Source organism: Methanocella paludicola SANAE (assembly GCF_000011005.1).
Classification (GTDB): domain Archaea; phylum Halobacteriota; class Methanocellia; order Methanocellales; family Methanocellaceae; genus Methanocella; species Methanocella paludicola.
Genome location: NC_013665.1, coordinates 2,183,773 through 2,209,602, shown reverse-complemented (window position 1 = coordinate 2,209,602; position 25,830 = coordinate 2,183,773). Strand labels below are relative to the sequence as shown.

General features: G+C 48.4%; 39 protein-coding genes and 1 pseudogene. 10 read left to right on the top strand and 30 right to left on the bottom strand.

Features of this window, described 5'->3' with window-relative positions; genetic code table 11:
* Position 1 precedes the first annotated feature (1 nt).
* The 24 genes from MCP_RS11345 to MCP_RS11230 form a co-directional block, all read right to left on the bottom strand.
* Entirely contained in the window at positions 2-463 is a 462-nt protein-coding gene (locus tag MCP_RS11345) for a 50S ribosomal protein L30 (protein WP_012900988.1), read from the bottom strand.
* Entirely contained in the window at positions 463-1,086 is a 624-nt protein-coding gene (locus tag MCP_RS11340; RefSeq protein WP_012900987.1) for a 30S ribosomal protein S5, read from the bottom strand. The genes MCP_RS11345 and MCP_RS11340 overlap by 1 nt, the downstream gene beginning before the upstream one ends.
* Before the next feature lies 1 nt (position 1,087).
* Entirely contained in the window at positions 1,088-1,654 is a 567-nt protein-coding gene (locus tag MCP_RS11335; RefSeq protein ID WP_012900986.1) for a 50S ribosomal protein L18, read from the bottom strand.
* Between the two features lie 5 nt (positions 1,655-1,659).
* Positions 1,660-2,103 (bottom strand): 50S ribosomal protein L19e, encoded by a 444-nt coding sequence (locus MCP_RS11330; RefSeq protein ID WP_012900985.1) that lies wholly within the window; start codon positions 2,101-2,103, stop codon positions 1,660-1,662.
* 3 nt (positions 2,104-2,106) lie between these two features.
* Positions 2,107-2,757 carry a 50S ribosomal protein L32e gene (locus MCP_RS11325; protein ID WP_128860047.1) on the bottom strand — a complete coding sequence of 217 codons (651 nt, stop codon included), beginning with the start codon at positions 2,755-2,757 and terminating at the stop codon, positions 2,107-2,109.
* 5 nt (positions 2,758-2,762) lie between these two features.
* Positions 2,763-3,296, bottom strand: coding sequence for a 50S ribosomal protein L6 (locus MCP_RS11320; RefSeq protein WP_012900983.1), 534 nt, complete (start codon positions 3,294-3,296; stop codon positions 2,763-2,765).
* A gap of 9 nt (positions 3,297-3,305) precedes the next feature.
* Positions 3,306-3,698 (bottom strand): 30S ribosomal protein S8, encoded by a 393-nt coding sequence (locus MCP_RS11315; RefSeq protein ID WP_012900982.1) that lies wholly within the window; start codon positions 3,696-3,698, stop codon positions 3,306-3,308.
* Between the two features lie 10 nt (positions 3,699-3,708).
* On the bottom strand, positions 3,709-3,861 hold the full coding sequence (locus MCP_RS11310; RefSeq protein WP_012900981.1) for a 30S ribosomal protein S14: 153 nt from the start codon (positions 3,859-3,861) through the stop codon (positions 3,709-3,711).
* A complete protein-coding gene (locus MCP_RS11305) occupies positions 3,861-4,358 on the bottom strand; it encodes a 50S ribosomal protein L5 (RefSeq protein ID WP_128567283.1) in 498 nt (165 codons plus the stop codon). The genes MCP_RS11310 and MCP_RS11305 overlap by 1 nt, the downstream gene beginning before the upstream one ends.
* An 11-nt stretch (positions 4,359-4,369) precedes the next feature.
* Complete coding sequence (locus MCP_RS11300; RefSeq protein ID WP_012900979.1) at positions 4,370-5,074, bottom strand: 30S ribosomal protein S4e; 705 nt, start codon at positions 5,072-5,074, stop codon at positions 4,370-4,372.
* The gene (gene rplX, locus MCP_RS11295) at positions 5,074-5,433 is read right to left on the bottom strand and encodes a 50S ribosomal protein L24 (protein ID WP_128860046.1); all 360 of its coding nucleotides are present in this window, start codon (positions 5,431-5,433) and stop codon (positions 5,074-5,076) included. The genes MCP_RS11300 and rplX overlap by 1 nt, the downstream gene beginning before the upstream one ends.
* Positions 5,434-5,444: 11 nt before the next feature.
* The gene (locus tag MCP_RS11290) at positions 5,445-5,843 is read right to left on the bottom strand and encodes a 50S ribosomal protein L14 (protein WP_012900977.1); all 399 of its coding nucleotides are present in this window, start codon (positions 5,841-5,843) and stop codon (positions 5,445-5,447) included.
* The gene (locus tag MCP_RS11285) at positions 5,840-6,172 is read right to left on the bottom strand and encodes a 30S ribosomal protein S17 (protein ID WP_012900976.1); all 333 of its coding nucleotides are present in this window, start codon (positions 6,170-6,172) and stop codon (positions 5,840-5,842) included. The genes MCP_RS11290 and MCP_RS11285 overlap by 4 nt, the downstream gene beginning before the upstream one ends.
* A gap of 34 nt (positions 6,173-6,206) precedes the next feature.
* Positions 6,207-6,479, bottom strand: a complete 273-nt coding sequence (locus MCP_RS11280) for a ribonuclease P protein component 1 (protein WP_012900975.1) — start codon at positions 6,477-6,479, stop codon at positions 6,207-6,209.
* A 22-nt stretch (positions 6,480-6,501) separates the two neighbouring features.
* Complete coding sequence (gene yciH, locus MCP_RS11275) at positions 6,502-6,807, bottom strand: stress response translation initiation inhibitor YciH (RefSeq protein ID WP_012900974.1); 306 nt, start codon at positions 6,805-6,807, stop codon at positions 6,502-6,504.
* A 1-nt stretch (position 6,808) separates the two neighbouring features.
* On the bottom strand, positions 6,809-7,009 hold the full coding sequence (gene rpmC / locus MCP_RS11270; RefSeq protein WP_012900973.1) for a 50S ribosomal protein L29: 201 nt from the start codon (positions 7,007-7,009) through the stop codon (positions 6,809-6,811).
* Positions 7,009-7,887: a 30S ribosomal protein S3 gene (locus MCP_RS11265; RefSeq protein ID WP_012900972.1), complete on the bottom strand. Its 879-nt coding sequence runs from the start codon at positions 7,885-7,887 to the stop codon at positions 7,009-7,011. Before MCP_RS11265 ends, rpmC begins: the two co-directional genes overlap by 1 nt.
* A 1-nt stretch (position 7,888) precedes the next feature.
* A complete protein-coding gene (locus tag MCP_RS11260) occupies positions 7,889-8,356 on the bottom strand; it encodes a 50S ribosomal protein L22 (protein WP_012900971.1) in 468 nt (155 codons plus the stop codon).
* A gap of 11 nt (positions 8,357-8,367) precedes the next feature.
* Positions 8,368-8,790: a 30S ribosomal protein S19 gene (locus tag MCP_RS11255; RefSeq protein WP_012900970.1), complete on the bottom strand. Its 423-nt coding sequence runs from the start codon at positions 8,788-8,790 to the stop codon at positions 8,368-8,370.
* A 13-nt stretch (positions 8,791-8,803) separates the two neighbouring features.
* Positions 8,804-9,526, bottom strand: coding sequence for a 50S ribosomal protein L2 (locus MCP_RS11250; RefSeq protein ID WP_012900969.1), 723 nt, complete (start codon positions 9,524-9,526; stop codon positions 8,804-8,806).
* A 13-nt stretch (positions 9,527-9,539) separates the two neighbouring features.
* A complete protein-coding gene (locus MCP_RS11245; protein WP_012900968.1) occupies positions 9,540-9,797 on the bottom strand; it encodes a 50S ribosomal protein L23 in 258 nt (85 codons plus the stop codon).
* A complete protein-coding gene (gene rpl4p, locus MCP_RS11240) occupies positions 9,797-10,549 on the bottom strand; it encodes a 50S ribosomal protein L4 (RefSeq protein WP_012900967.1) in 753 nt (250 codons plus the stop codon). The genes MCP_RS11245 and rpl4p overlap by 1 nt, the downstream gene beginning before the upstream one ends.
* Before the next feature lie 2 nt (positions 10,550-10,551).
* Positions 10,552-11,577 carry a 50S ribosomal protein L3 gene (locus MCP_RS11235; RefSeq protein ID WP_012900966.1) on the bottom strand — a complete coding sequence of 342 codons (1,026 nt, stop codon included), beginning with the start codon at positions 11,575-11,577 and terminating at the stop codon, positions 10,552-10,554.
* Between the two features lie 101 nt (positions 11,578-11,678).
* Positions 11,679-12,500 carry a putative RNA uridine N3 methyltransferase gene (locus tag MCP_RS11230; protein ID WP_128567189.1) on the bottom strand — a complete coding sequence of 274 codons (822 nt, stop codon included), beginning with the start codon at positions 12,498-12,500 and terminating at the stop codon, positions 11,679-11,681.
* Positions 12,501-12,868: 368 nt separating this feature from the next.
* On the opposite strand from MCP_RS11230, the pseudogene MCP_RS16255 reads away from it, so the two are divergent.
* The 4 genes and pseudogenes from MCP_RS16255 to MCP_RS11215 form a co-directional block, all read left to right on the top strand.
* Positions 12,869-13,285, top strand: a pseudogene (locus MCP_RS16255) (ATP-binding protein); the annotation flags it as partial.
* Positions 13,286-13,417: 132 nt separating this feature from the next.
* On the top strand, positions 13,418-14,899 hold the full coding sequence (locus MCP_RS11225; RefSeq protein ID WP_231845073.1) for a hypothetical protein: 1,482 nt from the start codon (positions 13,418-13,420) through the stop codon (positions 14,897-14,899).
* Positions 14,900-14,972: 73 nt separating this feature from the next.
* Positions 14,973-15,860, top strand: coding sequence for a hypothetical protein (locus MCP_RS11220; RefSeq protein WP_128860045.1), 888 nt, complete (start codon positions 14,973-14,975; stop codon positions 15,858-15,860).
* A 3-nt stretch (positions 15,861-15,863) separates the two neighbouring features.
* A complete protein-coding gene (locus MCP_RS11215; protein ID WP_012900962.1) occupies positions 15,864-16,781 on the top strand; it encodes a DNA-methyltransferase in 918 nt (305 codons plus the stop codon).
* Between the two features lies 1 nt (position 16,782).
* On the opposite strand, the gene MCP_RS11210 is transcribed toward MCP_RS11215, so the two are convergent.
* Positions 16,783-17,253 carry a hypothetical protein gene (locus MCP_RS11210; RefSeq protein ID WP_012900961.1) on the bottom strand — a complete coding sequence of 157 codons (471 nt, stop codon included), beginning with the start codon at positions 17,251-17,253 and terminating at the stop codon, positions 16,783-16,785.
* A 189-nt stretch (positions 17,254-17,442) separates the two neighbouring features.
* A complete protein-coding gene (locus MCP_RS11205; protein ID WP_331369602.1) occupies positions 17,443-18,237 on the bottom strand; it encodes an endonuclease/exonuclease/phosphatase family protein in 795 nt (264 codons plus the stop codon).
* 223 nt (positions 18,238-18,460) lie between these two features.
* On the opposite strand from MCP_RS11205, the gene MCP_RS11200 reads away from it, so the two are divergent.
* The 3 genes from MCP_RS11200 to MCP_RS16185 all read left to right on the top strand — a co-directional run bounded on the left by MCP_RS11200 (position 18,461) and on the right by MCP_RS16185 (position 20,857).
* A complete protein-coding gene (locus MCP_RS11200) occupies positions 18,461-19,984 on the top strand; it encodes an AAA family ATPase (RefSeq protein WP_197525917.1) in 1,524 nt (507 codons plus the stop codon).
* A gap of 1 nt (position 19,985) precedes the next feature.
* Entirely contained in the window at positions 19,986-20,579 is a 594-nt protein-coding gene (locus tag MCP_RS11195; protein ID WP_012900958.1) for a hypothetical protein, read from the top strand.
* 143 nt (positions 20,580-20,722) lie between these two features.
* Entirely contained in the window at positions 20,723-20,857 is a 135-nt protein-coding gene (locus tag MCP_RS16185) for a hypothetical protein (protein ID WP_269445984.1), read from the top strand.
* Between the two features lie 77 nt (positions 20,858-20,934).
* Here the strand turns inward: MCP_RS16185 and MCP_RS11190 are convergent, their stop codons facing one another.
* Positions 20,935-21,159, bottom strand: coding sequence for a hypothetical protein (locus tag MCP_RS11190; RefSeq protein WP_012900957.1), 225 nt, complete (start codon positions 21,157-21,159; stop codon positions 20,935-20,937).
* A gap of 205 nt (positions 21,160-21,364) precedes the next feature.
* Between MCP_RS11190 and MCP_RS11185 the strand changes: the two genes are divergently transcribed.
* Both MCP_RS11185 and MCP_RS11180 read left to right on the top strand, forming a co-directional pair.
* Entirely contained in the window at positions 21,365-21,664 is a 300-nt protein-coding gene (locus MCP_RS11185) for a hypothetical protein (RefSeq protein ID WP_012900956.1), read from the top strand.
* A 71-nt stretch (positions 21,665-21,735) separates the two neighbouring features.
* On the top strand, positions 21,736-22,074 hold the full coding sequence (locus MCP_RS11180) for a hypothetical protein (RefSeq protein WP_012900955.1): 339 nt from the start codon (positions 21,736-21,738) through the stop codon (positions 22,072-22,074).
* Positions 22,075-22,646: 572 nt separating this feature from the next.
* Here MCP_RS11180 and MCP_RS11175 read toward each other — a convergent pair.
* From MCP_RS11175 to MCP_RS11160, 3 genes are all read right to left on the bottom strand, one after another.
* On the bottom strand, positions 22,647-23,276 hold the full coding sequence (locus MCP_RS11175; protein WP_012900953.1) for a nitroreductase family protein: 630 nt from the start codon (positions 23,274-23,276) through the stop codon (positions 22,647-22,649).
* 372 nt (positions 23,277-23,648) lie between these two features.
* Positions 23,649-24,032: a HEPN domain-containing protein gene (locus tag MCP_RS11165; RefSeq protein WP_158301489.1), complete on the bottom strand. Its 384-nt coding sequence runs from the start codon at positions 24,030-24,032 to the stop codon at positions 23,649-23,651.
* Between the two features lie 47 nt (positions 24,033-24,079).
* Positions 24,080-24,640, bottom strand: coding sequence for a nucleotidyltransferase domain-containing protein (locus MCP_RS11160; protein ID WP_012900950.1), 561 nt, complete (start codon positions 24,638-24,640; stop codon positions 24,080-24,082).
* Positions 24,641-24,954: 314 nt separating this feature from the next.
* Here MCP_RS11160 and MCP_RS11150 point away from each other — a divergent pair, with 314 nt between their 5' ends.
* Positions 24,955-25,830: a CPBP family intramembrane glutamic endopeptidase gene (locus MCP_RS11150; protein ID WP_012900949.1), complete on the top strand. Its 876-nt coding sequence runs from the start codon at positions 24,955-24,957 to the stop codon at positions 25,828-25,830.

Here is a 25,830-nt window from a genome sequence, read left to right as displayed (position 1 = left end):
ATCACCTCATTTTCTCTACGAGCAGGGAGATATCCTCCCCGTAGTTCCCGAGCGCTCCGCCCTGCTGGAACGTCCTCTTCAGGCCTGCATGGCCCTTGCGGGGCGGGTGCATCCTGAACACAGGGTTGAGGCCGGTAACGTCGCTCATAGCTGCCTTGCCGCTTGCCAGCGCCTCGGCGAACTCCCTGATGCTCTTATAGCCGGAGTTCTTCGCCACGTACTCGTCGGTGAGCCTGTCGCCGCCGACGGTCTTTCCGCGGTTCTCCAGGATCAGTGCCAGGGTCTCGGCGTTCACGGGGCCATATGCCACGTAGTCCTTCACCTTCTGGATCATGCCCTTGTAGTTGGGCGTGTCCGGGACGACCACGCAGTGGTTGATCTGGTTGAGCCTCAGCATCTTCAGCGTATCCTTGATCTCGGGCTTCGTGTTCACGGAGCCTCGAAGTCTTATGATCGCGTACATTACTGGGCGCCTCCCTTGTACCGCATGGTGGTGCTCTGCAGGAGAGCGTTGTACGTCGCCAGCGCAAAGTTCAGGGTCGACCTGGTCGTTCCCTCGGTCCTGGTCCAGACGTCCTTAATGCCCGCCATTTCCATGACCTTCTTTGCCGGTCCGCCCGCCGCAATGCCCATGCCTCTGGGGCCGGGCATCAGGACGATCGTAACGGAGCCGGCCTTACCCTCAACCTTACAGGGCACGGTGTGCTCCAGGCCGCAGCCGCATTCCCACGAGCCGCAGCCACGCTTGATCTTGACGATGTTCATCTTCGCCATCTCGATGGCCTTGCGGATCGCGGGGCCGACCTGTACGTCCTTGCCCTCGGCGATGCCCACGTAGCCATTGCCGTTACCGACGACCACGGTGGTCCTGAACTTGACACGGCGGCCGGAGTCGGTCATCCTCTGCACCATGCTGATGTCCAGCACCTCGTCCACGAGGTCCGGGATGAGGGCGTCGATGATCTCGGGCTCCTTGATGGGCAGCCCGGTATCGAAGGCCTCTTCGATGGTCTTGATCTGCCCCGACGAGACCATCTTGCCGAGCCTCGTCTTCGGGACCCATACCTGTTCACGTTCGTAGGCCATTTTACTTACCCTCGTATGATTTCATGATCTTCTCTTTCACTTCATCGAAGTGCGCCGGCAGGTCGGCGGCCTTGAGGCCGCGCTTCTCGTACTGGGAGAAGGTGCTCTTTGCGTTCCCCACGACGTGCTCTCCGCGGATGCGGTCGTCGGACGGGAAAACTTCCTCGCTGCACGGGATGGCGAGGCCCGCGTCGATGGCGCCCTTGAGCGCCGCGTAGACCTTCGAGCCCTTTCTGTTCGTCGCCAGGCCGATGTCGAGGATAGCCTCGTCCACTCCGGCCTCCTTTGCCTTGAGGCCGGCCAGCATGCCCGTGAGGTATGCTGCGCTGGTGTTCTTCGGGGCTCCCTTGTACCCGTACGTCTTTGCCAGCTCCTTCGCCGATGCCGCTGCCAGCACCTGGTCGCCCTCCGGCTTCGTCACGATGATCTGCGCGACGTAGTCGCTGAGCGAGCCGCGGACGACAAGCCTCGGCTTGCGGGAAACGATGAGCCTGAGCCTCTGGTGGTAGTCGGTCTTACCTTCCCGGCGCCTCCTGAAGGCTACTCTATATCTTGGTCCTGTTGCCATAGTGATCACTTCTTCTGGTATGCGATGTACGACTTCAGGTGTGCTACGTTCCTGAACTCTCCGCCCTTCGCCTTCCGGTATAATATCCGGTAGTTGTGGGCGTCAATCGTCTTTTCTTCTCTCATCTCTCTCAGGACTTTCCTCTGTGCCCTGATCTTGCGCATCCACTGCTCCTTCTTGGGAGCGCGGGCCCCTGCGGCGCCTCTGCGGCTGCCATGGCCCTTCCTGTGGCCCTTTGCGCGCTTGATGTCCCGTGCGCGTGCACGGCCGCGGCTGATGCCCACCTTGGGCCTCCGCTTGACGGTGCCTGCCTCGATGAGGCCCCTTATGTCCTCACGGGTGATGGCGGTCGCGATGTCCTCGAGCTTCTCGGGGTCCATCCAGACACGGGTGACGCCGACCTTTAACAGGGCGGCAGCAAGCCTCTTCTGGTTCGCTAAGTCGGCCATGTCTTATACCTCCTCGAACGTGTTGAGCGGGTTGAGCACCTTGATGTTGAGCTCCTTCGCCGCCTTCTCGATCTCGGCCTGCTTCTTCTTGCCGACGCCGCCGGCGACGCGGATCGCCTGGGTCCTGGTGATGCCCTGGACGTCCTGCGGGCGGTGAACCAGTATTTCCTCATATCCTGAGGAGTGTAGTCCCCTGACGGCCGCGGGCGAGCCGAACCCTATCTTTACCAGGGAGCCCTTCGCCTTGCGCTGCCTGCGCATCTGGCTGTGGTGGCCCTTCGGCTTTCTCCAGCTTACCTTGAGGCTCTTGTTCTTGTGAGAGTCGATCCTGTTGAACTCGGGCAGGGAAGCCTTGTTAGTCTTCCTCGCGCCCAGCAGTCTCCGGGTCTCCTCGTCCAGGTCCAGCTCTGTCTTCTCGACGGGGCGGGGCAGGGGCCGGGGCTTCTTCGTGGTGAACGGCTTCTCGGGCTTTTCTTCTTCGGCCTTGGGCTCTTCTACGGGCTTTTCGGCCTCGACGGGCTTGGTCTCAGCCTCGACGGGCTTTTCCTCGGCCTTCTTCTTAGAGGCCTTTGCCGGAGCCTTCTTTGGGGCCTTCTTGGTCGTCTTCTCGACCTTAGCCTCTTCTACTTCTTCCACTTTCTTCTTCGGTGCCATGATGATCACGCCTTGTTGATGATGTATACGCCGTCCTGGAATACCCTGGGATCGCGGTTCCTGATCTTGCAGGCCTGCTCGATGTTGGCCGCCGTCTGGCCGACGTGCTCCTTGTTGTTACCGGTGACGGATACTTTGTCGCCGGCCACGTTGACCTTCGTTTCTCCCATAATGGACGCGTACCTCGGCTTTCTCTCTCCGAGGAAGTTCCCGATCGATACCTTGTCCTTGCCCTCGACCTTCACCTGGATAGGGAAGTGAGAGTAGACGATCTTCATGTTGTACTCGTACCCTTCGGTGACACCCTTGATCATGTTGCGGATGTGCGAAGCGAAGGTACCGACCGTGGCCTTGGTCTGCTTGTCGACCTTGGAGGCCTCGACGGTGATCTTACCGTCGGCCGAGGCCATGCGGATGCCGGGGAACCTGAGTTCCCGGGATACCTGCCCCTTTTGACCCTTCACGGTCAACGTTGCACCGCTTAACGTCACGGTTACACCCTGGGGGACGTTTACCTCAATGAGCGATTCTGCTGCCATTGTTCCACCTTAATATACATAAGCTAAGAGCTCGCCGCCGATGCCCTTCGTCGCTGCGTCGTAGTGTGACATGACGCCCTGCGAAGTGGTCAGTATGAGCATGCCGAAGTTCCTCGCGGGGAGGTATCTCTTCTCCCACTTCTCGAACTCCGCCTTGCCCACGGCGAACCGCGGCTTGATGATGCCGCACTTGTTGATCTTGCCTATAAGCTTTACATTTAACATTCCGGCCTTGCCGTTGTCGATGAACTCGTATTCGCCTACATAGCCCTGATCCTGCATGACCTTCAGGACGTTCCCGATGATCTTGGAGGCAGGGTTGATGGTGACCTCGTGTTTTCCGGTCGATTCGGCGTTCTTGATCACGGACAGAGCGTTGGCCAGGGGGTCTAACATAACCATTTTATCCACCTCACTCGTACTTTTCAAAGCCCATGTCCAGCGCGATCTCCCGGAAGCACTGGCGGCATACGTACACGCCGTACTTTCGGATGAGGGCCTGATGGCGGCCGCACCGGCGGCACACGTTTGCGCCCCGGCCGAACTTCTTGCCTGACCTCTCCATTATTTTACCTCCACGCCGTACTTGTTGCCTAAGAATGCGATCGAGTCGTCCTTCGTCAGCTTGTGGCCGGCGGGGATCTCTTGCTGCTGTGCCTTCCTGCGCTTGATCCTGTACCCGGGCCTCTCGATGGAGACGATGACGTCCATGCCGTAGATCCCGATCTCCGGGTCATATTCCAGGCCGGGGAAATCGGTGTGCTCCTCGATACCGAAAGCAAAGTTGCCGTTCTTATCGAAGGACTTGACGTTGAGCGATTTTTCTTTGATCGCGAACGCGGTGTTCAGGAACTTCTCGGCCTTCGCGCCCCTCAGGGTGACCTTGCAGCCGATCGCCTCGCCCTTCTTGATGCCGAACGCCGGCAACGTTTTTTGGGCGAAGTTCCTCACGGGCTTCTGGCCGGTGATGGTCTGCATGATCATCTCGGCGTTGGAGAGCTTCTTGCCGGACTCGCCCACGCTCATGTGCACCGTGACCTTCTCTATCCTCGGAGTTCTCATGGCGTTGTCGCTCATGCCTTAACCCCCAGGTCAATGGCCGGCGTATCCTTGCCGACGACGACAACGTACCTTTCTACGGTGTCGAAGTCGCCCGCCGGGGTGCTGATCGTGATGCGGTTCGGAGTGGTGGACTTGATGATCCTTATCTCCTTGATCTTGCCGACGACGCCGGCGTGCTTGCCGCCGGTGACGAACGCCGTGCTGCCGACCTCGTACTTGAAGTGCTGGTCGATCGACTTCTCGGGCACCTTGAGGATGATCGAGTCCTTGGTGTGATAGTCGTTGCTGGCGAGCATCGTCGTGCCATCGTGGAAGTTCAGCTGCGTCCTGCCGCCCGTCACGGTCGTCTTGTTGACGATCTTGAGGAGCTTTGAGTTAGCGTCGCTGACGGGCACAAGCTTGAACTTGCCATCCTGGCCGATCATGACGCGGTAGTTCGCGCTGATGTCGGGGATCGATATGACGTCGAACAGGCCCACGGGGAAGTGGTGGTCTTTGCGGACCTTCCCGTCGACGAGGACCTTACCCTCATGCAGGATCTGCTTTATTTCCTTGGCCTTGTCGGCCACATGGAGTAAGTCCCTTAATACTACGATGAGCGGCATGCCGTACTCTTCGGAGTGCGGGCCCGGGGACGGCTTGGCGACCCACTTGGAGGTCTTCCGGGTGATGGGCCAGCTGCGCGGTGCCGCGACTCTCTTTAAATGTTGTGACATTACTTCTTGCCTCCCTTCTTTCCGAGACGGCGCTCGTCGTCAAGGTTGAGCTTCGTGATGAGCAGGTTCGAAGCGTGGATCCTGCGGGGCACTTCCTTGCCGTCGGCCTTCACTTCGGATACTCCGTCGACGGTGACGCTCTCGTGCTTGACGTCGACCTCGCGGACTTTGCCCTCGGTACCGGCGTGGTCGCCTCTCATGACCTTCACGGTGTCGCCCTCGATGACACGGATGGTCTTGACCCCGTTCTCCTTGGCTACGTCCTCGCTAACGTGCGAGTTCAAGAACTTGCTCTTGATGTGCAGGGGAGCGGTGTACCTGTACTTTCTCTGCTTTCTCGGCTGTGATGATGTGACCATGATATTACACCTCATACGATGGTGGTGGCCGTCGAGCCGATCTTCGCGTAGCGCTCGGCGACTTCCCTGGCGACCGGACCCTTGATCTCGGTACCCTTGGGGTCGTTGTTCTCATCCACGAGCACGCAGGCGTTATCATCAAAAGAGACCCTGAGACCGTTCGGCCTGCGGAACTCCTTCTTCTGCCTTATGACCACGCAGCGGACGATCTGCTTCCTCATTTCCGGGGTGCCCTTCTTGACCGAGCCGATGAAGATCTCGCCGATGCCCGCCTTGGGCATACGGTTCTTGCGGCCACGGTACTTGAGCACGGAGATGACCTCGACGAGCCTGGCGCCCGTGTTGTCGGCCACGTCCAGCCGGGTGGCGGTGTGGATCGACCTTGGCACCTTCGCCTTCATCGCCCTCATTTCGAGACCTCCACCACGACGAACGTCTTAGTCTTCGAGAGGGGCCTGCACTCCGCGATCATGACCTTGTCGCCCTCTTTCGCATTGATGCAGGGCGGGTTGTGAGCGTGGAGCTTTGACCTCCTCTTCTCGTACCTGTCAAATTTAATGTTGCGCTTTAAGTATTCGCGCTGCACCACGACGGTCTTGTCCATTTTGGACGAGACGACCACGCCGTCCAGTAACTGGCCCCTGACGCTCAGGTGGCCGTGGAACGGGCAGTTCGGGTCGGTACAGGCCGACTCTGGTGCCGGGACATTTAGTCCGATGTCTTTTACTTTTCCTTCCATGTGAATTCCTCTTTGGGGTTAACCGGTAGACCGGTCACTTCCCTCTCTTTTTTCTTTTTGGAATGCGGTTTTCGGGTTGTGATTGTAATAGTGTGCCGAGGACCTTTACACGCCTCCCGTCGGGGAGGGTGAAGATGAAGGCGCATGCGTTCTTCGGGACCTTTTTATCGGCCCCGTTGACGCCGATGACGAGCATGTTGCGCGTTTCATCCACCACGACGCCCTTCAGCCTGTAGCCCGCGGATTCTACTTCCACGGGCAGGCCGATGAGCTCATGATATATCAGATTCTCGGGCGCGAGGTCCATTGACGCATGCTTCCATGAGTGTTCATTTCACGTCGATCAGCCCGGAAGAGTACCCGATCGTCTGGAGAATTTCCTTGACCTTCTCCTTGTGGTCGCCCTGGAGCTCGATGACGTTATCCTTGATGGTGCCCCCGCAGGCGCATTTCGCCTTCAGGAGGCTGGACAGCTCTTTTAGATCGATGTCCCTGCCATCGAGGCCCTGGATGACCGTCGCGTACTTGCCGAATCGCCTCTTGTCGAGCGTGATCTTCACGCGCATGGACTCTTTGACGATCTCCTCGCAGACACACAGGTCTTCGGGGAGCCCGCACTTGTCACAGACCGCCACTTTACTTCTTCTCCTCCTTGCGTATGGTGAGGATCCTCGCGATGGTGCGCCTTAGTTCCCTGATCCTGCCAGGGCTCTCCGGCGCGCCGCCAGTCGACGTGATAGCGCGCTCCTTGAGGAGCTCGTTGCGCAGGTCCTTGAGCTGTTTCTCGACCTGGTCGTCGGACATCTCGCGTATCTCTTTTGCTCTGACGATCGCCATTATTCTTCCCTCTTGGGTTCTTCTTTGGGCTGCTCGGCGGGCGCCGCCTCAGCGGGCTTTGCCGCGGCCGGGGCCGTCTCAGCGGCCGGCCTCGCAGCGGGCTTCTTCTGCTGGCGCCTGGGCGGCCTGCGGGCCTTCTCCTCTGCGGGCTTTGCCTCGGCCTTCTCGGCCTTCTCGGACTCGGCGATGATCTTCTCGACCTCCGCCGCCGCTCCCTCGGAGGGCTTGACCTCTGCTGCCGGGGCCGTTACGGCCGGGGTGGCGGGCTTAGCCTCTTCCTTCTTAATGGGGAGCACTTCGATGTGGTCCGGAAGTACCGATCCCGGGGGCATGATCCTGACTTTTACGCCGATGATGCCGAGCTTCTTCTTTGCACGGGCGTAGCCGACGTCGACGAACTCCTCGACGGGCTTGCCGCAGTGCTTGATGTAGCCGGCGATGAACTTCTCGGTCCTCTTCCTGGGGCCGGTAAGCTTGCCCGCGATCACGATCTCGACGCCCATTGCGCCGGAGTCCATGATCCTCTGGAGCGTGGACTGGCCTGCCTTACGGAAGTACCAGCCTCTCTCGAGAGCGTTAGCGAGCCTCGTGGCCATCATCTGGGCGTTGAGCTCGGGCCTCTTGACTTCCTGCACGTCGATCTGCGGGTTGTCCATCTTGAACCTGACGTCCAGGTCCTTCGTGAACTTCCGGATCATCTTGCCGGACTTGCCGATGATCATGCCCGGCTTCTCGGCGCGGATGGTGATCTGGGTACCCATGGGGGTCCTGTTGATGTCCATGCCGCCGTAGCCAGCCCTCTCGAGCTTCTCGAGGAAGAACTCGTCGATCATGGCCTTCTTGAAGCCGTCCTGGACGAATTTCTTTTCAACTGCCAATCTAACGCACCTCTCCTTCTCCTAATACTACTTCCACGGTCACCGTCTCGATGTTCCAGTCGGTGGCCCGGCCCATTGCCCTCGGCATCATGCCGCGCGTCACGTGGCCCTTCTTGGAGGCCGCGTGAATTATGCGCATGTTCTCGGTGTCGAGGCCCTTGTACTCTGCGTTAGCCTCGGCGTTCTTGATCACCTTGAGGATCTCGCCGCATGCCTTGACCGGGTAACGGCCCGCGTCCCAGCCGGTCTGGTGCCTCTTGTGGCCCACGTTCCGGTTGAACCGCTTGAACGGCACGGACTTCTTCTTCTCGATGACGTCCTCGAGGAAGGTCTTGACAGTGGTGACCTTCTTGCCCTTGATCTCGCGAAGGATCTCGATGCAGTGCTTGGGAGAGACGTTCAGCTCGTACGCCATTGCCTTAGCGGTGGTGGCGGGGTCGAATTTAGCGGAATATTCAACTTTCGACATTTCACATCACCTTACTTCAGCGGCACGTACTTGCTGCCTCTCGTGGCACCGATACCGGCCGAGCCGTGGTTCACGGGCTTTCTAGTGAGCGCGAACTCGCCGATGTAGTGCCCGACCATCTCGGGCATGACCTCGACGGGCTTCCACTCCTTGCCGGTGTGGATCTCGAAGGTCACGCCGATCATCTCCGGGAGAATGATCATTTCCCTGACGTGGGTCTTGATCTTCATCTCGCCCGCCTTGATGGCGTCGATGATCTTCTGCTCTTCCTCGGTGAAGCCCCTCTTGATCTTCCTCCTCTGGCGGGAGGGGAGAAGGGCCGCGACCTGGTTTAAGTCCATTTTCTTGAGGTCCGCGATGGAGTTGCCCCTGTAGGTGAACTCTTCCTTTCTCTTGGGCAGCCTTGACGAACCCTTAGCTTGCTTTGATACCATTAATGATCACTTCCTATCCCTTATGGCCAATGCCGGTCCTTCTCGCGGCAATGCTGCCGACCTTACGGCCGGGCGGGGTGTGCCTTCCGACGGTCTTGGGCCTGCCGGGGTGCTGTCTGCCGCCGCCACCGAACGGGTGGTCGACGGCGTTCATCGCAACTCCACGAACAACGGGCCACTTGGTGGCCTTGTTGGCCATCTTGTACCACTTCTTGCCGGCCTTCACGAACGGCTTGTCCGGCCTGCCTCCGCCGGCGACGATGCCGATGGTGGCCTTACACTTGGGGTTGAGCCACTTCATCTCGCCGCTGGGGAGCTGGATGACGACCCTGTTGGCTTCGTGCGATACGACGATAGCGTTCACGCCCGTCGACCTGGCGAAGCTTCCGCCGTCGCCCGGCTGCGACTCGATGCAGCATACGGGGCAGCCATCCGGGATCTTGCCCAGGGGCAGCACGTTGCCTACGGTGACCTCGGCTCCGGCGCCGACGGCAACCTTGTCGCCGACTCCGACGCCCTCGGGAGCCAATATAAGGCGCTCCTCGCCGTTCTCGAACTTTACCCGGGTGATCGGCGCGTTCCTCGCCGTGTCATGGATGACTTCTGTGATCACTCCGTTGATGGTCTCGTCGCCGATGGTCCTGATGTGCTCCAGGTTCGCCTTAAAGCGAGAGGACGTTGCCCTGTATGTCGGGGTGCCCTTACCACGGTTCTGAGACATTATACGCTTTCCCATGTTCCGGTCCTCCTTAGAAGATGCCTAGCCGGCTCGCTATTTCCTCAGCCGAGTTCTCGGGTGCCAGCGTCACGAGGGCCTTCTTTTCGCCCCTCGAAGTGATCAGCGTGGTGACCTTGACGACCTTGACGTTGTACATGTCCTCAACGGCCGCGCTGATCTGCTCCTTGCGTGCCTGCCTGCCCACCATGAACTGGAGGGTGTTGTTCTTTTCCATCGATAACGTGGCCTTTTCAGTGATGAACGGGTATTTTATGACGTCTGCTGCCATTACTGCTCGCCCTCCATCATCTTGAGCGCGCTCTCGCTCCAGACGGTTAATCTTCCCGCCTGGGTGCCGGGTGCCAGCAGCTCGGTGTTGACCTCGTCCAGCGTGACGACGTCGCAGCCGGGGATGTTCCTCGCGGCCATGACGATGCCCTTGTCCTCGCCGACCACGATGAGGACGCCGACCTTCTTCTTGTACTGGCGGCCCCTCATCTTGCCGCGGCCTCCGCGGACCTGCTTGATCTTGGCGCGTTCCAGGTCTGCCTCTAAGCCGATGGCGGTGAGTAGCTCGACGACTTCCTTCGTCTTCGTGAAGGACTCGATGTCGTCGCTGACGATCAGCGGAAGCTCGCCCTCGAACTTGTAGCCCCTCGCCTTGACGAGCTCCTTGTTCATGGTCGCGGCCGCTGCCGAGCGGATCGCTAAGATGCGTTCCTTGTCGTTGATCTTCTCGGAGTAATCCTTGTTCGGGTTGGGCGCGTGGGCGCTGCGGCCACCCTTGGCCTGCGTGACCCTCGCGGCCCTGGAGCCGTTGGTGAGCCTGGGCACGTGTGCCGCGCCCCTGCCGCTGCCCCAGGAGTGTGCCGAGGTCAGCGTGCCCGCGGTCCTGTCCGGGCCGTAGGGCTGGAGCCTGTTGGCCTGTGCCGCCAGGACGGCCTTCTTGATGACGTCCGGCCTGAACGGCTCGTTGAAGACCTCGGGTACTTCCATGGTCGAGGCCTTCTTCCCGCTCTTATCTAAAATATTAGCTTCCATTTTTATGCCCTCCTTGAGGATCCCTGCTTGGACTGCTTCGAGATGTGGGTGACTTCAGGCGCCTGCTTGGGCATGTTCTTGGGCCTCACGGCCGGCCTGACCCTGACCATTCTCTTGACGGGTCCGGGAATTGAGCCCTTTACGACGATGTACGGGTTCCGGAGAACGCCGTAGTGTAAAAAGCCTCCCTCGGGGGTGACTTCCTCGGCCTTCTCGCCGAGCTTGATGATGCGCTTGTTGTACTCGGTCCTCTGATGGTAGCCGGTCTGGCCGAGCTGGGGCACCTGCCACCTGACGCGGTGCGGGTTCCAGGGGCCTAAGTTGCCGACGTGCCTCTTCTTTCCGGTGCGGGCGTGCTTGCGCTTCTGTATGGCGATACCCCATCTCTTGACGGGGCCCTGGGTTCCCTTACCCTTGGTGATCGCCGAAACGTCAACAAGCTCGCCGGGGACGAAGATGTCGTTGGGCTTGACCTGCTTGCCGAGTAGCGACTTTGCGAACTCGAATCTCTTGTCCATGCTGCCGCCGGCAACACGGTTCTCCAATAGTTCCGGTACCTTCTTGGGTATGCCCGAGACTTCCTCGGTCTTCACATACGTGAGTAACCTGAGCTCGGCGACCTTACCATCCTTGACGAGGCCGGCAACTTTTGCCAGCTGGGCGTCGGTGTCGACGCTCTTCGGGAGCCTGAACAGCTTTGCCAGGTCCTTGGCGTCGTTGACCCAGGCCTCTGCGAGGACGTGCTTTCCGTACGGGCCGTCGTCGTATGCGCGGATGCCCGCCACGTTCATCGCCGGGGTCTCGATGATGGTCACCGGTATGGAGATCTCCATGCCTTCGGTGGTGCTGTGCGGCCTGTCGTCGACCATGACGACATGCGACATTCCTGCCTTGAATCCAACCAGACTTTGCAGCTTCGGCTGATCGCCGAGCTCGGCCCAGCTTCTGTACTTGGGCTTCTGGCTGCGGGCCCTCACCCTCGGGCTGTACGCGAGGGATCCTCGCCTTGGTGCGTGTGGGTGACTCATGTTCTTTTTCCTCCATTGCTTTGACAAATTTGGGATTAGGCTCTGGCTTTGTCAATCGCCAGGTATCGTTCTGATACTTGCGCTGTAACGCCAACCAGATTCTACCAGATCAAGTTCAAAAGGCCGAGTGTTATGTACACGGCTTCTTCCGAACGCACTGTTGCAGTGCCCTGGTGTGGTATGGAGTTCACCACGCAATCGGAATGATCCTCAAGTTTGTGGCCTTCATCGTGCAGGAGCTGCTCCAGTCCCATAGAGGGACTTCCAAATGCGACGCAGACCTTATCCCTGGTGTTGCTTTTTATCTCGGACAGCTTCTCACAGGCGAGGGGTTCCCCCAGCCGTGATGTTGCGATCCTTAAGCCTTCGGTCTCGAGCGCATCATGGAGCGTATTGACGATACGCACGTCGTAGCCCCAGTAAAGGGGTACATCGCTCCTCTTCACGAGATGGACCGTTAATGGTCTTCGCGAATAGATCCTGACTGTCACGCGCTGCCCCTTGCGGACGTTTTTGGCGTCCCGGAGCATAGCTGGGCTGTCGCTTCCGACATCGACCCATGCGTTTCCATCAGACCCGACTTTGGTCACAATACCTTCGCGGTATTCCTCATTCTCAGTGACGGTATGAGCGGGTGTTCTCAAAGGTGGGATTACGCCTATGTGGCGTAGGTCGTCTTGCATAGGGAATATCTCCTTGCGGAGATATTGCGGGGTTTCCGCGTAACGCAAGACTGTGCTGATGAACTTGCTGTCGTCCCGGATCGGGGTCTTATATATTACTATTTCGTCGACCCTGAAGATCGATGCTGCCCGAGCGACTTGCCCGACTTTGTACGTTTTTATGCGTAGGTCCGGGCTTTCTTCGGTCAGCGACGATGGGATGAGTAAGCTCAGGAGCGTCCTGCCTTCGTTGACACTCATACTGTACACTTACGTTGGTTGGGTGCTATAAATGGAATGTTAGTATAAATATGTTACGCAGGGAGAAAGGCGTGGGTGGGTTATTAGAAATAAAATATGAGTTTATTAGTAAATTAGATTAATTGTACGGGCTGACTAGGTATTTACAACCTAATAGTCCTCATATACACTTATAGGTATTCAATATCCTATCATTTGTTATGGCTTATTATTTTTTAAATTTTAAAAAATACCAACGTAATATAGAATTACTTGTTCAATTATTTGCTAATACTTTCTGAATGCATGTTAGTAATCTTTATAGATTAGTATTTGATTAATAAGTAAACAATAATTTATTAATTAATGATTAAGCGCTTGCGCGAGGTATTAATACGGTAAGTGAAGTTAAAATAACTACAAAAGGTATTAAATCTGCGTTAACTAAATTAAAATATAATGATAAACGCTTTTTTAAAGCTATTTCCGAATACGTTTGGAATGGGTTTGATGCAAAAGCGACTCATATCAAAATAGAGTACGAATTTAGTTCAGGTGGAAGTCTAAAAAAATTAATTATATCGGATAATGGTACTGGTATTAATTATAATGAATTAGAAAATAAGTTTAGGCCCTTTTATGACTCGGAAAAATTAAGAGAAGAAGAGATATTAAGAACCAACTCGAAAATACATGGGTTTCGTGGTGTTGGTAGGTTAACATTTTTTACTTTTGCTAATAAAGCAAATTGGTCTACTACATATAATGATAATAATATAAATTATAAATATGATATAGAAATAACATCACATAAATTAGATACTTATTCTGCTGAGAATAAACCGATAGTAACTATCGATCATACAGGTACAACTATTACCTTTTCCGACTTTAACAGATTTTCGATTTTTAAAAATGCAAGAGAAGCTGAAAAATTGATGCTTAATTATCTTAAAAAGGAATTCTGCTGGTTCTTAGAATTAAATAAATCTAAATATCGGCTAGTTATTAATGGCGAAGGTTTAAATTATTCAGATATATTAGTTGATAAGCAACAATTTGAAATCAAACATGAGTTGTCTTCTACTGTATTTAATATACAATACATACGATGGAATTATCAACTTAATTTAGAATATTCGAAGTTTTATTATTTAGATAATAACGGCAATGAGATTTATAAAGAAAATACTAAGTTTAATAATAAAGGAGATAATTTTTATCACAGTGTGTTTATATCAAGTGATTACTTCTTAAATTTTAATTTTGATAATGGTGATATACATCAAAAGTCATTAGGTGTACATTCAATAGCAGACGAAGAGTTTAAACTATTACAGAATGAATTATCAAAATATTTAAGAAGACAAAGAAAACCCTTAATTATCGAGCAAGCCGAAAGTTTTGTTACATCGTTAGATAAGGATATAATCGATAAATCTAACAAATCTGATTTTGAATTGCTCCAAATTGAACACTTAGAAGCTATAGTAAAAGAGGTTTATGTAACTGAACCGAAAATTTTTAAAAATTTAAAATATGAACAAAAAAAGACATTTATTGGTTTATTAAATGTGTTATTAATTTCTGATGAGCGTGATGAAATTCTTGATATCATAGATGAAGTAGTAAAGCTGGATTCGAAAGAGCGAACACAATTAAAAGAGATTCTACAACATGCTTCTCTATCAAATATTGTAAAAACTATTAAACTAATAAAAGATCGGTTACAAGCTTTAGAGCTTTTAAGTCAGGTTGTATTTAACCATGATTTATACGCTGATGAGGTAAATCATCTCCAAGAAATAGTACAAAATCATTATTGGATTTTTGGTGAACAATATAATTTAGTTGCCGCTGCAGAAGATAATTTTGAAAAAGCGTTAAAAGAACACATTCACATACTTACAGAAAAAGATCAAGAGGATTATGAGGGAGTACCATTAGACCATCCAGATAAGTTGAAACAAGTTGATATTTTTATATGCAGACAAGAAAAAAATAATGGACATGTAAAAAATATTATTGTGGAGTTAAAGCATCCAAATATAAGACTTGGGAGAAATCAGCTGTATCAAGTCAGGGATTATATGCGCATTATCCGTGAGATTGACAGATTTAATGCTGATAATTATAAATGGGAGTATATATTAGTGGGTAATAAATATAATACCTCACATTTTATTGAAGATGAACTAACAAATAACGAAAAACTTGGAGAACCGGGCCTTGTTTACAAAGTAGATAATGTAAAAATTTATGTTAAAAAATGGAGCGATGTACTAAATGAGTGCGATCTAAGGTTTAAATTTTTAAATGATAGGCTAGAAATCGAAAAAAGTAAATTAGTAGCTGAATTAAAAACTGCTGAACAAGCAGTAGAATTATCTCGTAATTCTGCAGCGATATCTGCAGATTAGAAATTTTATAAATTTTTATATAAACCATTCGTTTACAAAGCTTTATCCATAATAATATCACATAATGGGTAAAATGACTATTACCGATGGCGTATGGGCAAAAGAAGATGAAGTTAATTTTTTTAATACCTCATTGAGTGTCGCACCGAAAGGAAAATTATTCTATCTTACAAATGATGGCAGATATCTTGCCTATTGGCCGAAAAATTATCGGGGAACTAAAACTACACTTCAGAGCCGTAATGGTCGTATTGGTGAATATACTGAAAAATGGTCAAAAGACTTAATTGAACCTATTGCCAGGGAACTTGGATTTTATGCTGTTAATAATGTAATATGTGATGAAGTTGGGTTATCAAATGATTCTCCAGCCGATGTAGCCATATGTAGAAATTCAAATACTAGACAAAGGCCAGAAAATATTATTGCCATATTTGAAGTAAAGATGTCAATTGTATGGAATTGGCAATGCATGCAAAATGGCACAACGTACCAATTACAGTGTTTAGGTGATTATAATTCACATATAGGGACACCTGGATTATTGAGATCAGATACCATGTTAAAAGCGATAGGCAAAAGTGTTGGTATAAGAACTGCAAGTGGAAGAGCATCTATTATACCTATAATTATCCTAGGAAATACCCCAATACAAGAAAGTTATAAAACCAAAGTTGATAACTTAAAAAGTTATGGTATTATCCAAGGATTTTGGTCATTAAATCCACATCCGCTTGACAATGGTAATTATATTCACAATACAGATGGATTTGGATTTAAGACAATTAGTTCAATCACAGAACTCAGAAATAATATTGCTGCTCTATTGAATAATAATAGCACTTTCTTTGCAGGATGGAAGTCAAAAGAAGACCTAGGTAGAATGATAGAACTTGCTGATAGCGAAATTACTTATAGACTAAAGGCTGAAAGATTCCTACAATTAATTAATGGTGGATAGGCAATGAAATCAAAAACCGGTGGCACAAAAACAAGTTCTTTTGGATCGTCCGGAAGAGAAAATCATGATTCATCAATATTCTATAATAGCCGGTTATATAGCGATTATAAAATAGATAAAACCATTGATTTTACTGAATATGCTATTCCAAGTAATAATTTAGATAAAATTTTTTGTAAATCTAGTGAACACATGGAGGAATTACCGGATAATAGCGTTCATCTAATGGTTACATCACCACCATACAATGTGGGAAAAGAGTATGATGAGAACCTATCACTTAAAGAATACCTGGATTTTTTAGCAAACGTATGGAGAGATGTTTATAGGGTTTTAGTTCCTGGTGGGAGAGTATGTCTAAATGTAGCGAATCTAGGAAGAAAACCTTACTTGCCTTTGCATTCTTTTATCATCAAGGATATGCTCGATATTGGGTTTTTAATGCGTGGGGAAATAATATGGAATAAAGCATCGAGTGCAGGTGGATCAACAGCATGGGGTAGCTTCCAATCGGCCTCAAATCCAACGCTTCGAGATGTACACGAATACATTATGATATTCTCTAAACAATCATTCTCAAGAAATAACGATTGTAATAAAAAATCATCAATTACCAAAGAAGAATTCCTAGAATATACTAAGAGCATATGGTCATTCAAATCAGAATCAGCAACAAAGATCGGCCATCCGGCTCCATATCCGATTGAATTACCACTACGGTGCATCAAGCTATATACATTCGAAGATGATATAATTTTAGATCCATTTATGGGCAGTGGAACAACAGCCATCGCAGCATTACAAGTAAACCGTCATTTCGTAGGATATGACATCGATAAAGATTATATTGCAGTTGCAGAAAAAAGAATTAAGAAATACAGAGATTCATTAAAACAAACTATATTAAAAGGGCTTGAATAACCTAATATCGTTTATTCCACCCATTAATTTTCTTAGAAGTTTTAAACTTATCAATTAGGCTGTATTCTAAACCCCTGACTAAATCAACATTCAATGTTTTATATTGAAAATTGTTTTGTAATTCATCGCTAGGGGCAAATACAAATATTTTTACCTTATCTCCTGCTTTTAACCTTTCAATTATTTTTTCTTTCTTACATTTTGGACTTTTATTTGAGGTATGATATTTTGACAGTCTATAATGTATATTACCATCGTGAACTTCAGATGTTCCAAAATATTTAATTTTATAAGAAATAGAAGTATCATTTTTCTCTACAACAAAAGAATAAATTCCCCTATTTTTTGTTAGACTGTGGTAATCGTTTGCCTTCTCAATATGAATACCATAACCATCATTATTTAATTCCCAGCTACCAATTTCTATAAATCCAATATCTTTTAATTCCTCAATTTCACTGTTTTGATTCATATATAATCGATAACAGTATTTGCGATTCTAAATTAAATATGATAGCCATAATTGTACAATACTTATTGGAAAATTAAAACTTTAATTTAAATTACATATCTCATTCCATGGTAAAGATACTCCCAATCCCCAACTCATGAGCAACTAACATCATGTTCTTCGCCGACAAGGCATGAAGAATTAGTTATATTATTGAAAAGTAACTTCAATTGGTGAATGGTCGCTGAGCCCTTTTCTTCTCAACTCATGTAAATAACGACATTCCTTTACCTTTAGTGAAGATGAAGCAAAAACATGATCGAATCTTCTCCCAATCCTCTTTCCCCTTCTTTTAGTATACCAGCTAAAATCACGAGTTACATAACCATTTAATTTCCTGTACACGTCAGCGAGGTCAAATTGGGCTAATCCTTCGAGCACATTGCGTTCTCCTTTATCCCATCTCTTTCCCCAATATTTGCATAGCGCATAATCGCCATTTGCCTTTTCATATTGGCCCCAGGTAATGATCTTACCATCAGGAAGCTCTTTTTGAGGTGTATTAAAGTCACCACACAATATCCTGTGGTTATGTGACTGACAGGCCAGGCCTTTGTAGATACCTTCCAGAGTCCGGATCTTTATCCAATCGTTAGTACTACCGTTGGGAACATGAGCTGTATGTAGCTCAATGGTACCTTCCGGGCTTTCTATCAGGCATGAGAGTACTTTTTCCTGCCATGGTACCTTTAAAAATCCCGGAAATTCCATAATAGGCCATCTGCTTGCAACAAGTTCTCCATATCTTCTAGGACCTTTTAATCTAGATGAATATTTTACAAATTGGAAGCTATCGATAAAATGAGTGAAACCAATTTTCGATAATTCTTCTATGTATTTGGACAATGTAAGTGCTGTTACCTCTTGAAATGCAATAATATCAGGAGATAATTCCCGTATAGCAGATACTTGATCATGGATTCGATCTCCACCGCCGGACATGATATTCCACGATATTACTTACATAACTAATCCAATCTATTACTCGGGAATATATTAGCTATAATATCATAAACAATATGCATTTTGATTACAAATGCTTCGCAAGTTCTATCCAGCGTCTATCGACCTATAATGAATGGGCTGCGAGCATCATGTTCTCCGCCGCCAGGGCACAATCATATTCCTCAACGATCCCCTGGCACGGCGAACACCTGGATGAGCACTGGTGCTCCATGTCGTTGCACTTAATGGACATCTGCTTGATACCAATATCATCGGTAATATAAGCGAAAGTTACATTATAGTAATCGATTATACAACATACGATTATGGGGTGGTTTCTATAGCTGAAGCAAGAAATAAAAGATCATCTTCCTATGAAGTCAAAGGCATAAGCAAAATATCCGTAGCCGGCTTCAAATCTATCTACGATGAAAAATCAATATCCATATATCCTCTGACAATTCTCTCCGGGTCCAATAGCTCGGGCAAATCGAGCATCTTCCAGCCGCTCCTGATGATGAAACAAACCATGGAAGAATCGTATGATCCCGGCGACCTCCTGATCGACGGGCCCCATGTCCGGTATTATTCTGCTAAGGAATTTTTATCCAAAATCGGCAACGAAGTTGCCGATAAATTCTCCATTACGATTGAGGTGGACGGGGAAAAGTCCATTCGAGAGACATTTAAGCGTGGAAAGAATAAGCCGGTCGAGCTCGTCGAGGCTTCTTTTACCAGTAAAAAGAGCAATGTAAGGCTAAAACCTGGCATGGACGAAAAGGACCTTATAAAAAAATATTGGTTTTTCAATGATCAATATGAGTCTTTTAGAAAAAGCCTGAACAGCTTTATCCTCGATAATAAACGCCTATCTGATAATGGTATAGATACCGATAACTTGAACATAGGATTAAAAATATTACGAAAAAGGTGTATGCTAAACGTTGTTTTTAGTGTTACGGGTGCGTATGGTAAGGCGATTATCTCTCCATCCGTATTACCTATCCCGGGTTTCGAGGACTTAAGTCGGGTTGAAAATCATATCCTTGGCATTATCCATGTGCCCACTCTACGTGGAAATCCGCAAAGAGTTTATAAAACGACCGCAGTCGGCCCTCAGTTTCCCGGGACCCTGGATAATTACGTTGCCAGTATCATCAATCACTGGAAAGTTACGAACAACCCTGCATTGAACAAGCTTGGGAATTGGCTAAAGACCTTAGGTCTCACATGGAAGATCGACGCAAAGCAGATCAACGATACGCAAGTCGAGATATTGCTGCATCGCCTGCCGAAAAAGACGAGCGATCCCGAGGATATGGTAAATATTGCCGACGTCGGCTTCGGCGTATCGCAAGTACTTCCCGTATTAGTCGCTTTACTTGTGGCTAAAAGAGACCAAATCGTTTATATCGAGCAGCCGGAGATACATCTCCATCCCCGGGCTCAGTATAAGCTGGCCGAGATGTTGGTTGAAACCGCAAACCGTGGAGTAAAAGTTGTCATAGAAACCCATAGCATGTTACTTCTAACTGGTATCCAGACATATATCGCCGAAGGTAAAATCACGACTGATAATGTAAAATTGCATTGGTTCTCGAGAAACGATGATGGTGTAACGGATGTTATAAGTACGAGTTTTGATAAACGGGGCTCATTTGGCGAATGCCCTATCGACTTCGCAGAGATCGAGCTCGAGGCGGATAGTCGATATCTGGATGCTTCCGAGCTACACCCGGTGGATTAAAATGCCGCCAACAAAGCTTGTGATCGATGCCTGCGTAGGGCACGCTTCCGATTCGAAGGTCTGCCGAGACGTACTAAATACTGTCTACACCCATAAATACCATGTCGTTATGTCAGAACAATTATGGGATGAATGGAAAAGACATAAAGGCCGTTTTGCCGTATCATGGATGAAGGCCATGGCCGATAAGGGCCGACTACTCCGGAAAGCCATCGAGACAAACGACGATATTCGTAATAAGATACGATCGTCAATCGCTGCTAAAAAGGATCCGACCATCTTAGTAGTCATAATGAAAGACATGCACCTGGTTGAAGCCGCCCTTGTAACGGATAATATCATTATTTCCCTTGATGAGCGAGCCCGAGGGCACTTTAAAAGGGCGTCCACAATGTCTGAAGAATTAAAAGTAATCATCTGGGTTAATCCTCATGAACCAGTCGAAAAAGCGATTGATTGGCTTAAATATGGCGCAAGGCCTGAAGATTTCCGCATGTTAGGGTATGTTGCTCCAGATAGTGATAAGTTCCGAAGCGGCCATCGTACACGGCAATACGCTAAACAATTATATAAGAGTCGGGAAAAAGCCAAATAGTTTATTCTTTTGCAAGCGTTTAGGATTTATACATTACTTATTTAATAGATAAGTTAATAAGGTTATAATCGGATTTGCAATTGACTGATAAAGACCATAAACAATTTACCGTAATACATTATTGTCTCTGAAGGTGTAAAGGTATGGCCTCTAAAAAAGAAGCAAAGAAAAGCGATGGAGAAGAGCTATTAGAGGCAGCTATTTTTGGTATTGCTTTAGGTATCGCAGCTGGAGCAATTGCCTTGTATTTGAACCAGAAGAAAGAACAAGAAGTATAAACTATTTTCTTCAAATTTTAGGACCTATTTAACTGTTGGGATTTGAGCATATCGGATACTATCGCATGCACAACCTTTCAAAAATAATGTTCCAGCACCCTCGCCTCCTTCTGAGACTCCTCATTCTCGCCGCCCCTCATCTCCACCCCAATCCAGCAGCTCCCAATCCCCAACTCATGACCAGCGATCATCGTGTTCTCCGCCACCAGGTCCCACTCGTATTCCCCGACGACTGCCTTGCATGGGAACACCAGGATGAGGCCGGACGCGACACAGAACAGCCGTACCCCACGTAAACCCAAATATCATTTACCGCCAGAATGCCATATTGGTCGCCTCTGTGCCTCAGCATCCTCGTACCTCAACGACGACCTATCCCGAAGGGCATTTGAAAAAGCTCTGTGCGCTCCGTGGTGAAACCGATATGCGAGACGGCATAGAAAAAGTGCCAAAAGCATTAAATAGCAATTTGTTATATAAACTAATATAACAAATCAGGTATAGGGCATGTTAGATATTCCCGATAAACAAGAAGGAACTGAGTCAAAGGCAGTCGGTTTTCAGCCCAAGCTCGACACGATCCGGATGATCGAGGACTTTATCAAAGAGCATAGTGGCAATTATAAGAAAAGGGCATTATGGGAGCACCTGCCGAAAAAAATGATGTACCAGACTTTTTGCAATGCCTTCGACTACCTCCTTGAATCCGGCAAGATCGCCAGGGATAGTAAGGGCTACGTCATCTGGATCTGGAATCCAAAGATCGTTAAAGAATATCTCTTAAGGGATGACCTGACCATCCGATAACCAAAACGAACTTCGTTTTGACTTTATTGCAAAATTTTAATACTAATTACTTTTTAATAGCGTAAGCGTTTATGGAAATAAAGGTTAAGGGTGCCGAGCGATCGGTCCTGGAAAAAATAAACGGGCTCAGGACCGGAACAACCGAAGATAAAAGGCTCTTCGTACATTTAGATAAAGCATTCGATAAGCTAAAGCTTGATCCGTTTTGTGGAAATCGTATACAAAAAAAGCGAATGCCAAAAGCATATATCGATAAATACCACATGGATAACCTGTTAATTTTTAATCTCCCCGGTGCATGGCGATTGATCTATTTTATTGAGAGATATGGCGATAATATCATAGTGGTTATCGTCGATTTCATGTCTCATACGGATTACGATAGGATATTCGGCTATTCTCGAAAGTAAAACTCGTGCATTTACTACTTCCAACATCCGTCGAATGGGCCGCGAGCATCATGTTCTCCGCAGCCAGGATACAAATCGATGTCCATACTTACATAATATAAAATAATCAAGGTTCTATCGAAACAATAATGCCCCGTTCAACCAATTTTTCTATTAAAACCATTGTAAAAACACCATTTAATATGGCAACAATTAATAAAAAAAAGCAATATATGTTCAATACTTCTTGTCCTACACTTTTAACATTAATCCACAGTAAACATGCTATTAATGCAAGTAACAGAGTAAAGGTTAGCTCCGATGATGTGATTAGACACAAAATAGCCCTGGATCTATGATCATCAGGCTTTATATTATCATAGATACGGCTTATGTCATCAGTTCTTGGTAAATAAATTAATGGTGCCGAATGTATCGACATTGCATACGGCGACTTATAATAAGATATAAGGAATGCAATACCCCAAAATATAAGAGTGCAAATTATAATGAGCGCTACTTCAGCAATACCGATATTTATCATCAGGAACATTAACTATTCCACAGATAATTATTGTAATCGTTCCATTACCTTAGTATTTTTCATAGCTTTCCTGGCTTATCCATTTCAATATGACGTCAGCGTTGCGCGCAGGCGCCTTGATCTCCCCCTTCACCGGGTACCCGAATATAAGTGGCGCGACAAGCTTATGCCCCTCCGGAACACCTACTCCCCTCAGAAACTCCGCATCCCACCCGAGATGCAGCGCCAGCCCGATCCAGCAGCTGCCGATCCCTAACGAATAGGCCGCTATCATCATATTCTCCGCCGCCAGGGCACAGTCATGATAATTGACGACATCAGGGGTAGCGAATACCAGGATGAGGACGGGCGCCCCATAGAACAGCCGGGTCTGGGGCTTCGACAGATTCCTCACATAGGCGGCCATCGCCGGTATCGTCGTATCCTTGAACGCCTCGACAAACAGCTTCTTCGCCCTCTCGTCGTACTCCTCGATGAGCTTCTTATTCTTCACGACCACGAACCGCCATGGCTGCTGGTTCATGGCGGTCGGGGCATACGTGCCCGCCCGGATGATCTCTTTGATGACCTCATCGGGGACTTCCTTATCGGAATAGTTGCGCACGGAGCGGCGACTGTAAATGTTGTCCAGGACAGGGTTGGAAAGCCGTTCACCGGAAGGGGTAATGTTAGTGATCACGATATCACAGCTAACACATTAATCAATTAACATATTTGAATATATTTAATTTTAAAATATTTTATAGACAATTACTTTAGCTCAACTTATTGAAAATAAGTATATACACCAACGCGCGGATAATTATTTCAAAGCAGAGGTGTTACCATCAAATGGTCCACACGATAGAGGCGGCAAGCGGCTTGATCGAGGTCAGGTTCGAGATTTACGAAAGCGATGGATACCTGTGTGCGTCGGGAGTAGGTACTTCAATCCACACTTGGGCCAAAACCTGGAATAAGTTAATGAAAAACATCCAGGACGCCGTAAAATTATACTACAATATGCCCCCCTAAGACTGAGTTTAAACTCCTTTTTCTATAAAAAAACTTATCACAGTAAATTTTTCATTCTTACGATAAACAAAGATGCGTTCTCAACAGTGTCGCGGGCACTCTGCTCCGAGTACGTGGCCTCATAATCCGCATCCTCCCGCAGGAACATCGCCGACCTGAACTCCCTGGCAAAGTGCGGTTCCAGGCGCCCCTCGTCGACGAGACTTTCAAGGAAAAAGAGCATGCACTTATGGCTTTTCTCCCTGTAGCCGGTAGATAGCAAAACCGCCCTCGCCGCGTGGAACATGGAATAATACGCCTGGATAGTGGACCATTTATGATCCCCGGCCTTGATGGTTTCTTTTGCCCTTACCAGGTCGTTATCCGACTGGCCGAGTTCCTTGATAATCTCCTCCTTCGAGGCAGAATAACTCTTTATCATACCTGACCTGAGACAATCAATAAAATCATTTACCATGATACGCATGCCTACGTCAATCTTATTCTATCCCTTTCAAGGTTCACAAAAAATGCCTTATCGGTCTTGTAGAGGGTTGAATATTCATACGGGGTCTTTATGATCGGATTTACTTCCCTGTTTATAGCATTCGTGATCCCGGCCGTAATGTCCGCCAGATCATCGTTTGAGATCTTACCAATGATCAAAAGGTCGATATCGCTCTTTTCGGTATCTTCGCCCCTTGCCGCAGAACCGAATAGATAGGTCTCAAAGCCTTTACCGGCAAAACGTTTAAGTATTTCATTAAGTTCCGATACGTTGACCAGGATCTTTAATTGTTTTACGACCGGGTGCCCTTCCACCAGTGAGAATAACTTCAAGTTCCCCTTCCTGGATTCTTTTAGCAAGCCCTCCCTGGTAAAGAGATCGAGCAGTTTCATGACCGTATTTTTCGATAGCCCCGACATACGAATGACTTCATTTTGGTGTATTTGCACATCCGGCTTAAAAAGAAATATATTAAGTATCTTGAAACTATTTTTTGCTATGATCGCATCAATTAAAGTTATTATCGGAACTTGATCGTTCATGATGTCTCAATATAACCATCATTGGTTCAATTATTTAAACCACTTGGTTCATTTTATTATACCGTTAAATATCGCCTTTGCGCTTTCCATATTTGGGAAGGCGATCCTGGACATACAAAAGCAATGTGGCCAGTACTCGCTCAGGCAGATCGACAAGGCGCTCTTTGCATACCACAAGCTAGAACTCTCGGAGCGTCCGGAGCACATTTAAAGCATCATCATATGGACCTATGGATCATGCAAATGCTTATCATGCAAATGCTTAGAGTACAATATATACAAAAGAATAAACGCATGATCTAAAGGAGACTATCGTGAGCTGGAGTAAAAAAAGCCTTTCAGAGGCTATACGCCTATTCGCTTTATTCCTGCTATTTTTATTCTGTGGCATTAGCCTGCCTGCACTGTCTGGTTTGCTCGTCTTCCCCTTTTCATTATTTCCGCCGGAATGGGACCTCATTTATCGCCTGGCGCTCTCGACCATATTTATACTGTCGGCCATCGTTTCGTTAAAGGTCGAGCGATTAAAAAAGTATTGGAAAATTTTTTTCGCTTTTTTTGTCGCCTCTTTTGCCATAAATGTACAGGCGCTGAGCGCTTATGTCAACATACCGACGACGCCGATCAACGGTTTAGTCCTGAGCATGTTTTTGAGCACGGTGCTCGTCGTCATTCCTATCATTGTACTAACCCTCGTCTCCGGCGATCGTCTGTCCACGACCTTCCTGCAGAAAGGAGATCTCAAACAGGGCATCATCATCGGTATCATTGCCTTTTCAATTTTGGCGATCGTGTCTATCCCTATTGCCACATACATGTTCAATGGGAAAAACCTTAGCATCGAAAGAGTGCTCCCCTGGATGCCCGGGATATTTATCATTGTCATATCAAATGGGATAAGAGAAGAATTGTTGTATAGGGGGCTCTTCCTTAAGAAATATGGGTCAGTATTTGGGCCTAATGTCTCTAATATATTGCAGGCGTTGATCTTTTCGTTGAGCCATACGGTAGCCGGCAGGGGAGCGATCGCATACACATCATTTACCATCGCTTTTGTCGTTATTACATTTTTACTAGGCCTTGGGCTGGGATATCTTATGCGGAGAACGGATAGTCTGTTAGGGCCTGTATTGTTCCACGCAGGGACGGACATACCCATTTTCCTGGGAATTTTATCAAATCTGTCATGA

Excerpts from the sequence above, each read along its gene's own strand:
- MCP_RS11160 (WP_012900950.1), bottom strand. The coding sequence starts at position 24,640 with ATGAACGATCAAGTTCCGATAATAACTTTAATTGATGCGATCATAGCA.
- MCP_RS11285 (WP_012900976.1), bottom strand. The coding sequence starts at position 6,172 with ATGGAAGGAAAAGTAAAAGACATCGGACTAAATGTCCCGGCACCAGAG.
- MCP_RS11185 (WP_012900956.1), top strand. The coding sequence starts at position 21,365 with ATGTTAGATATTCCCGATAAACAAGAAGGAACTGAGTCAAAGGCAGTC.
- MCP_RS11250 (WP_012900969.1), bottom strand. The coding sequence starts at position 9,526 with ATGGGAAAGCGTATAATGTCTCAGAACCGTGGTAAGGGCACCCCGACA.
- MCP_RS11290 (WP_012900977.1), bottom strand. The coding sequence starts at position 5,843 with ATGAGGGCGATGAAGGCGAAGGTGCCAAGGTCGATCCACACCGCCACC.
- MCP_RS11340 (WP_012900987.1), bottom strand. The coding sequence starts at position 1,086 with ATGGCCTACGAACGTGAACAGGTATGGGTCCCGAAGACGAGGCTCGGC.
- MCP_RS11235 (WP_012900966.1), bottom strand. The coding sequence starts at position 11,577 with ATGAGTCACCCACACGCACCAAGGCGAGGATCCCTCGCGTACAGCCCG.
- MCP_RS11195 (WP_012900958.1), top strand. The coding sequence starts at position 19,986 with ATGCCGCCAACAAAGCTTGTGATCGATGCCTGCGTAGGGCACGCTTCC.
- MCP_RS11230 (WP_128567189.1), bottom strand. The coding sequence starts at position 12,500 with ATGAGTGTCAACGAAGGCAGGACGCTCCTGAGCTTACTCATCCCATCG.
- MCP_RS11310 (WP_012900981.1), bottom strand. The coding sequence starts at position 3,861 with ATGGAGAGGTCAGGCAAGAAGTTCGGCCGGGGCGCAAACGTGTGCCGC.
- MCP_RS11215 (WP_012900962.1), top strand. The coding sequence starts at position 15,864 with ATGAAATCAAAAACCGGTGGCACAAAAACAAGTTCTTTTGGATCGTCC.
- MCP_RS11300 (WP_012900979.1), bottom strand. The coding sequence starts at position 5,074 with ATGTCACAACATTTAAAGAGAGTCGCGGCACCGCGCAGCTGGCCCATC.
- MCP_RS11220 (WP_128860045.1), top strand. The coding sequence starts at position 14,973 with ATGACTATTACCGATGGCGTATGGGCAAAAGAAGATGAAGTTAATTTT.
- MCP_RS11325 (WP_128860047.1), bottom strand. The coding sequence starts at position 2,757 with ATGGCACCGAAGAAGAAAGTGGAAGAAGTAGAAGAGGCTAAGGTCGAG.
- MCP_RS11345 (WP_012900988.1), bottom strand. The coding sequence starts at position 463 with ATGTACGCGATCATAAGACTTCGAGGCTCCGTGAACACGAAGCCCGAG.
- MCP_RS11280 (WP_012900975.1), bottom strand. The coding sequence starts at position 6,479 with ATGGACCTCGCGCCCGAGAATCTGATATATCATGAGCTCATCGGCCTG.
- MCP_RS11320 (WP_012900983.1), bottom strand. The coding sequence starts at position 3,296 with ATGGCAGCAGAATCGCTCATTGAGGTAAACGTCCCCCAGGGTGTAACC.
- MCP_RS11315 (WP_012900982.1), bottom strand. The coding sequence starts at position 3,698 with ATGGTTATGTTAGACCCCCTGGCCAACGCTCTGTCCGTGATCAAGAAC.
- MCP_RS11305 (WP_128567283.1), bottom strand. The coding sequence starts at position 4,358 with ATGAGAACTCCGAGGATAGAGAAGGTCACGGTGCACATGAGCGTGGGC.
- MCP_RS11165 (WP_158301489.1), bottom strand. The coding sequence starts at position 24,032 with ATGATAAAGAGTTATTCTGCCTCGAAGGAGGAGATTATCAAGGAACTC.
- MCP_RS16185 (WP_269445984.1), top strand. The coding sequence starts at position 20,723 with ATGGCCTCTAAAAAAGAAGCAAAGAAAAGCGATGGAGAAGAGCTATTA.
- MCP_RS11255 (WP_012900970.1), bottom strand. The coding sequence starts at position 8,790 with ATGGTATCAAAGCAAGCTAAGGGTTCGTCAAGGCTGCCCAAGAGAAAG.
- MCP_RS11225 (WP_231845073.1), top strand. The coding sequence starts at position 13,418 with ATGCTTAATTATCTTAAAAAGGAATTCTGCTGGTTCTTAGAATTAAAT.
- rpmC (WP_012900973.1), bottom strand. The coding sequence starts at position 7,009 with ATGGCGATCGTCAGAGCAAAAGAGATACGCGAGATGTCCGACGACCAG.
- MCP_RS11210 (WP_012900961.1), bottom strand. The coding sequence starts at position 17,253 with ATGAATCAAAACAGTGAAATTGAGGAATTAAAAGATATTGGATTTATA.
- MCP_RS11245 (WP_012900968.1), bottom strand. The coding sequence starts at position 9,797 with ATGGCAGCAGACGTCATAAAATACCCGTTCATCACTGAAAAGGCCACG.
- MCP_RS11335 (WP_012900986.1), bottom strand. The coding sequence starts at position 1,654 with ATGGCAACAGGACCAAGATATAGAGTAGCCTTCAGGAGGCGCCGGGAA.
- MCP_RS11180 (WP_012900955.1), top strand. The coding sequence starts at position 21,736 with ATGGAAATAAAGGTTAAGGGTGCCGAGCGATCGGTCCTGGAAAAAATA.
- rpl4p (WP_012900967.1), bottom strand. The coding sequence starts at position 10,549 with ATGGAAGCTAATATTTTAGATAAGAGCGGGAAGAAGGCCTCGACCATG.
- MCP_RS11330 (WP_012900985.1), bottom strand. The coding sequence starts at position 2,103 with ATGGCCGACTTAGCGAACCAGAAGAGGCTTGCTGCCGCCCTGTTAAAG.
- rplX (WP_128860046.1), bottom strand. The coding sequence starts at position 5,433 with ATGGTCACATCATCACAGCCGAGAAAGCAGAGAAAGTACAGGTACACC.
- MCP_RS11260 (WP_012900971.1), bottom strand. The coding sequence starts at position 8,356 with ATGTCGAAAGTTGAATATTCCGCTAAATTCGACCCCGCCACCACCGCT.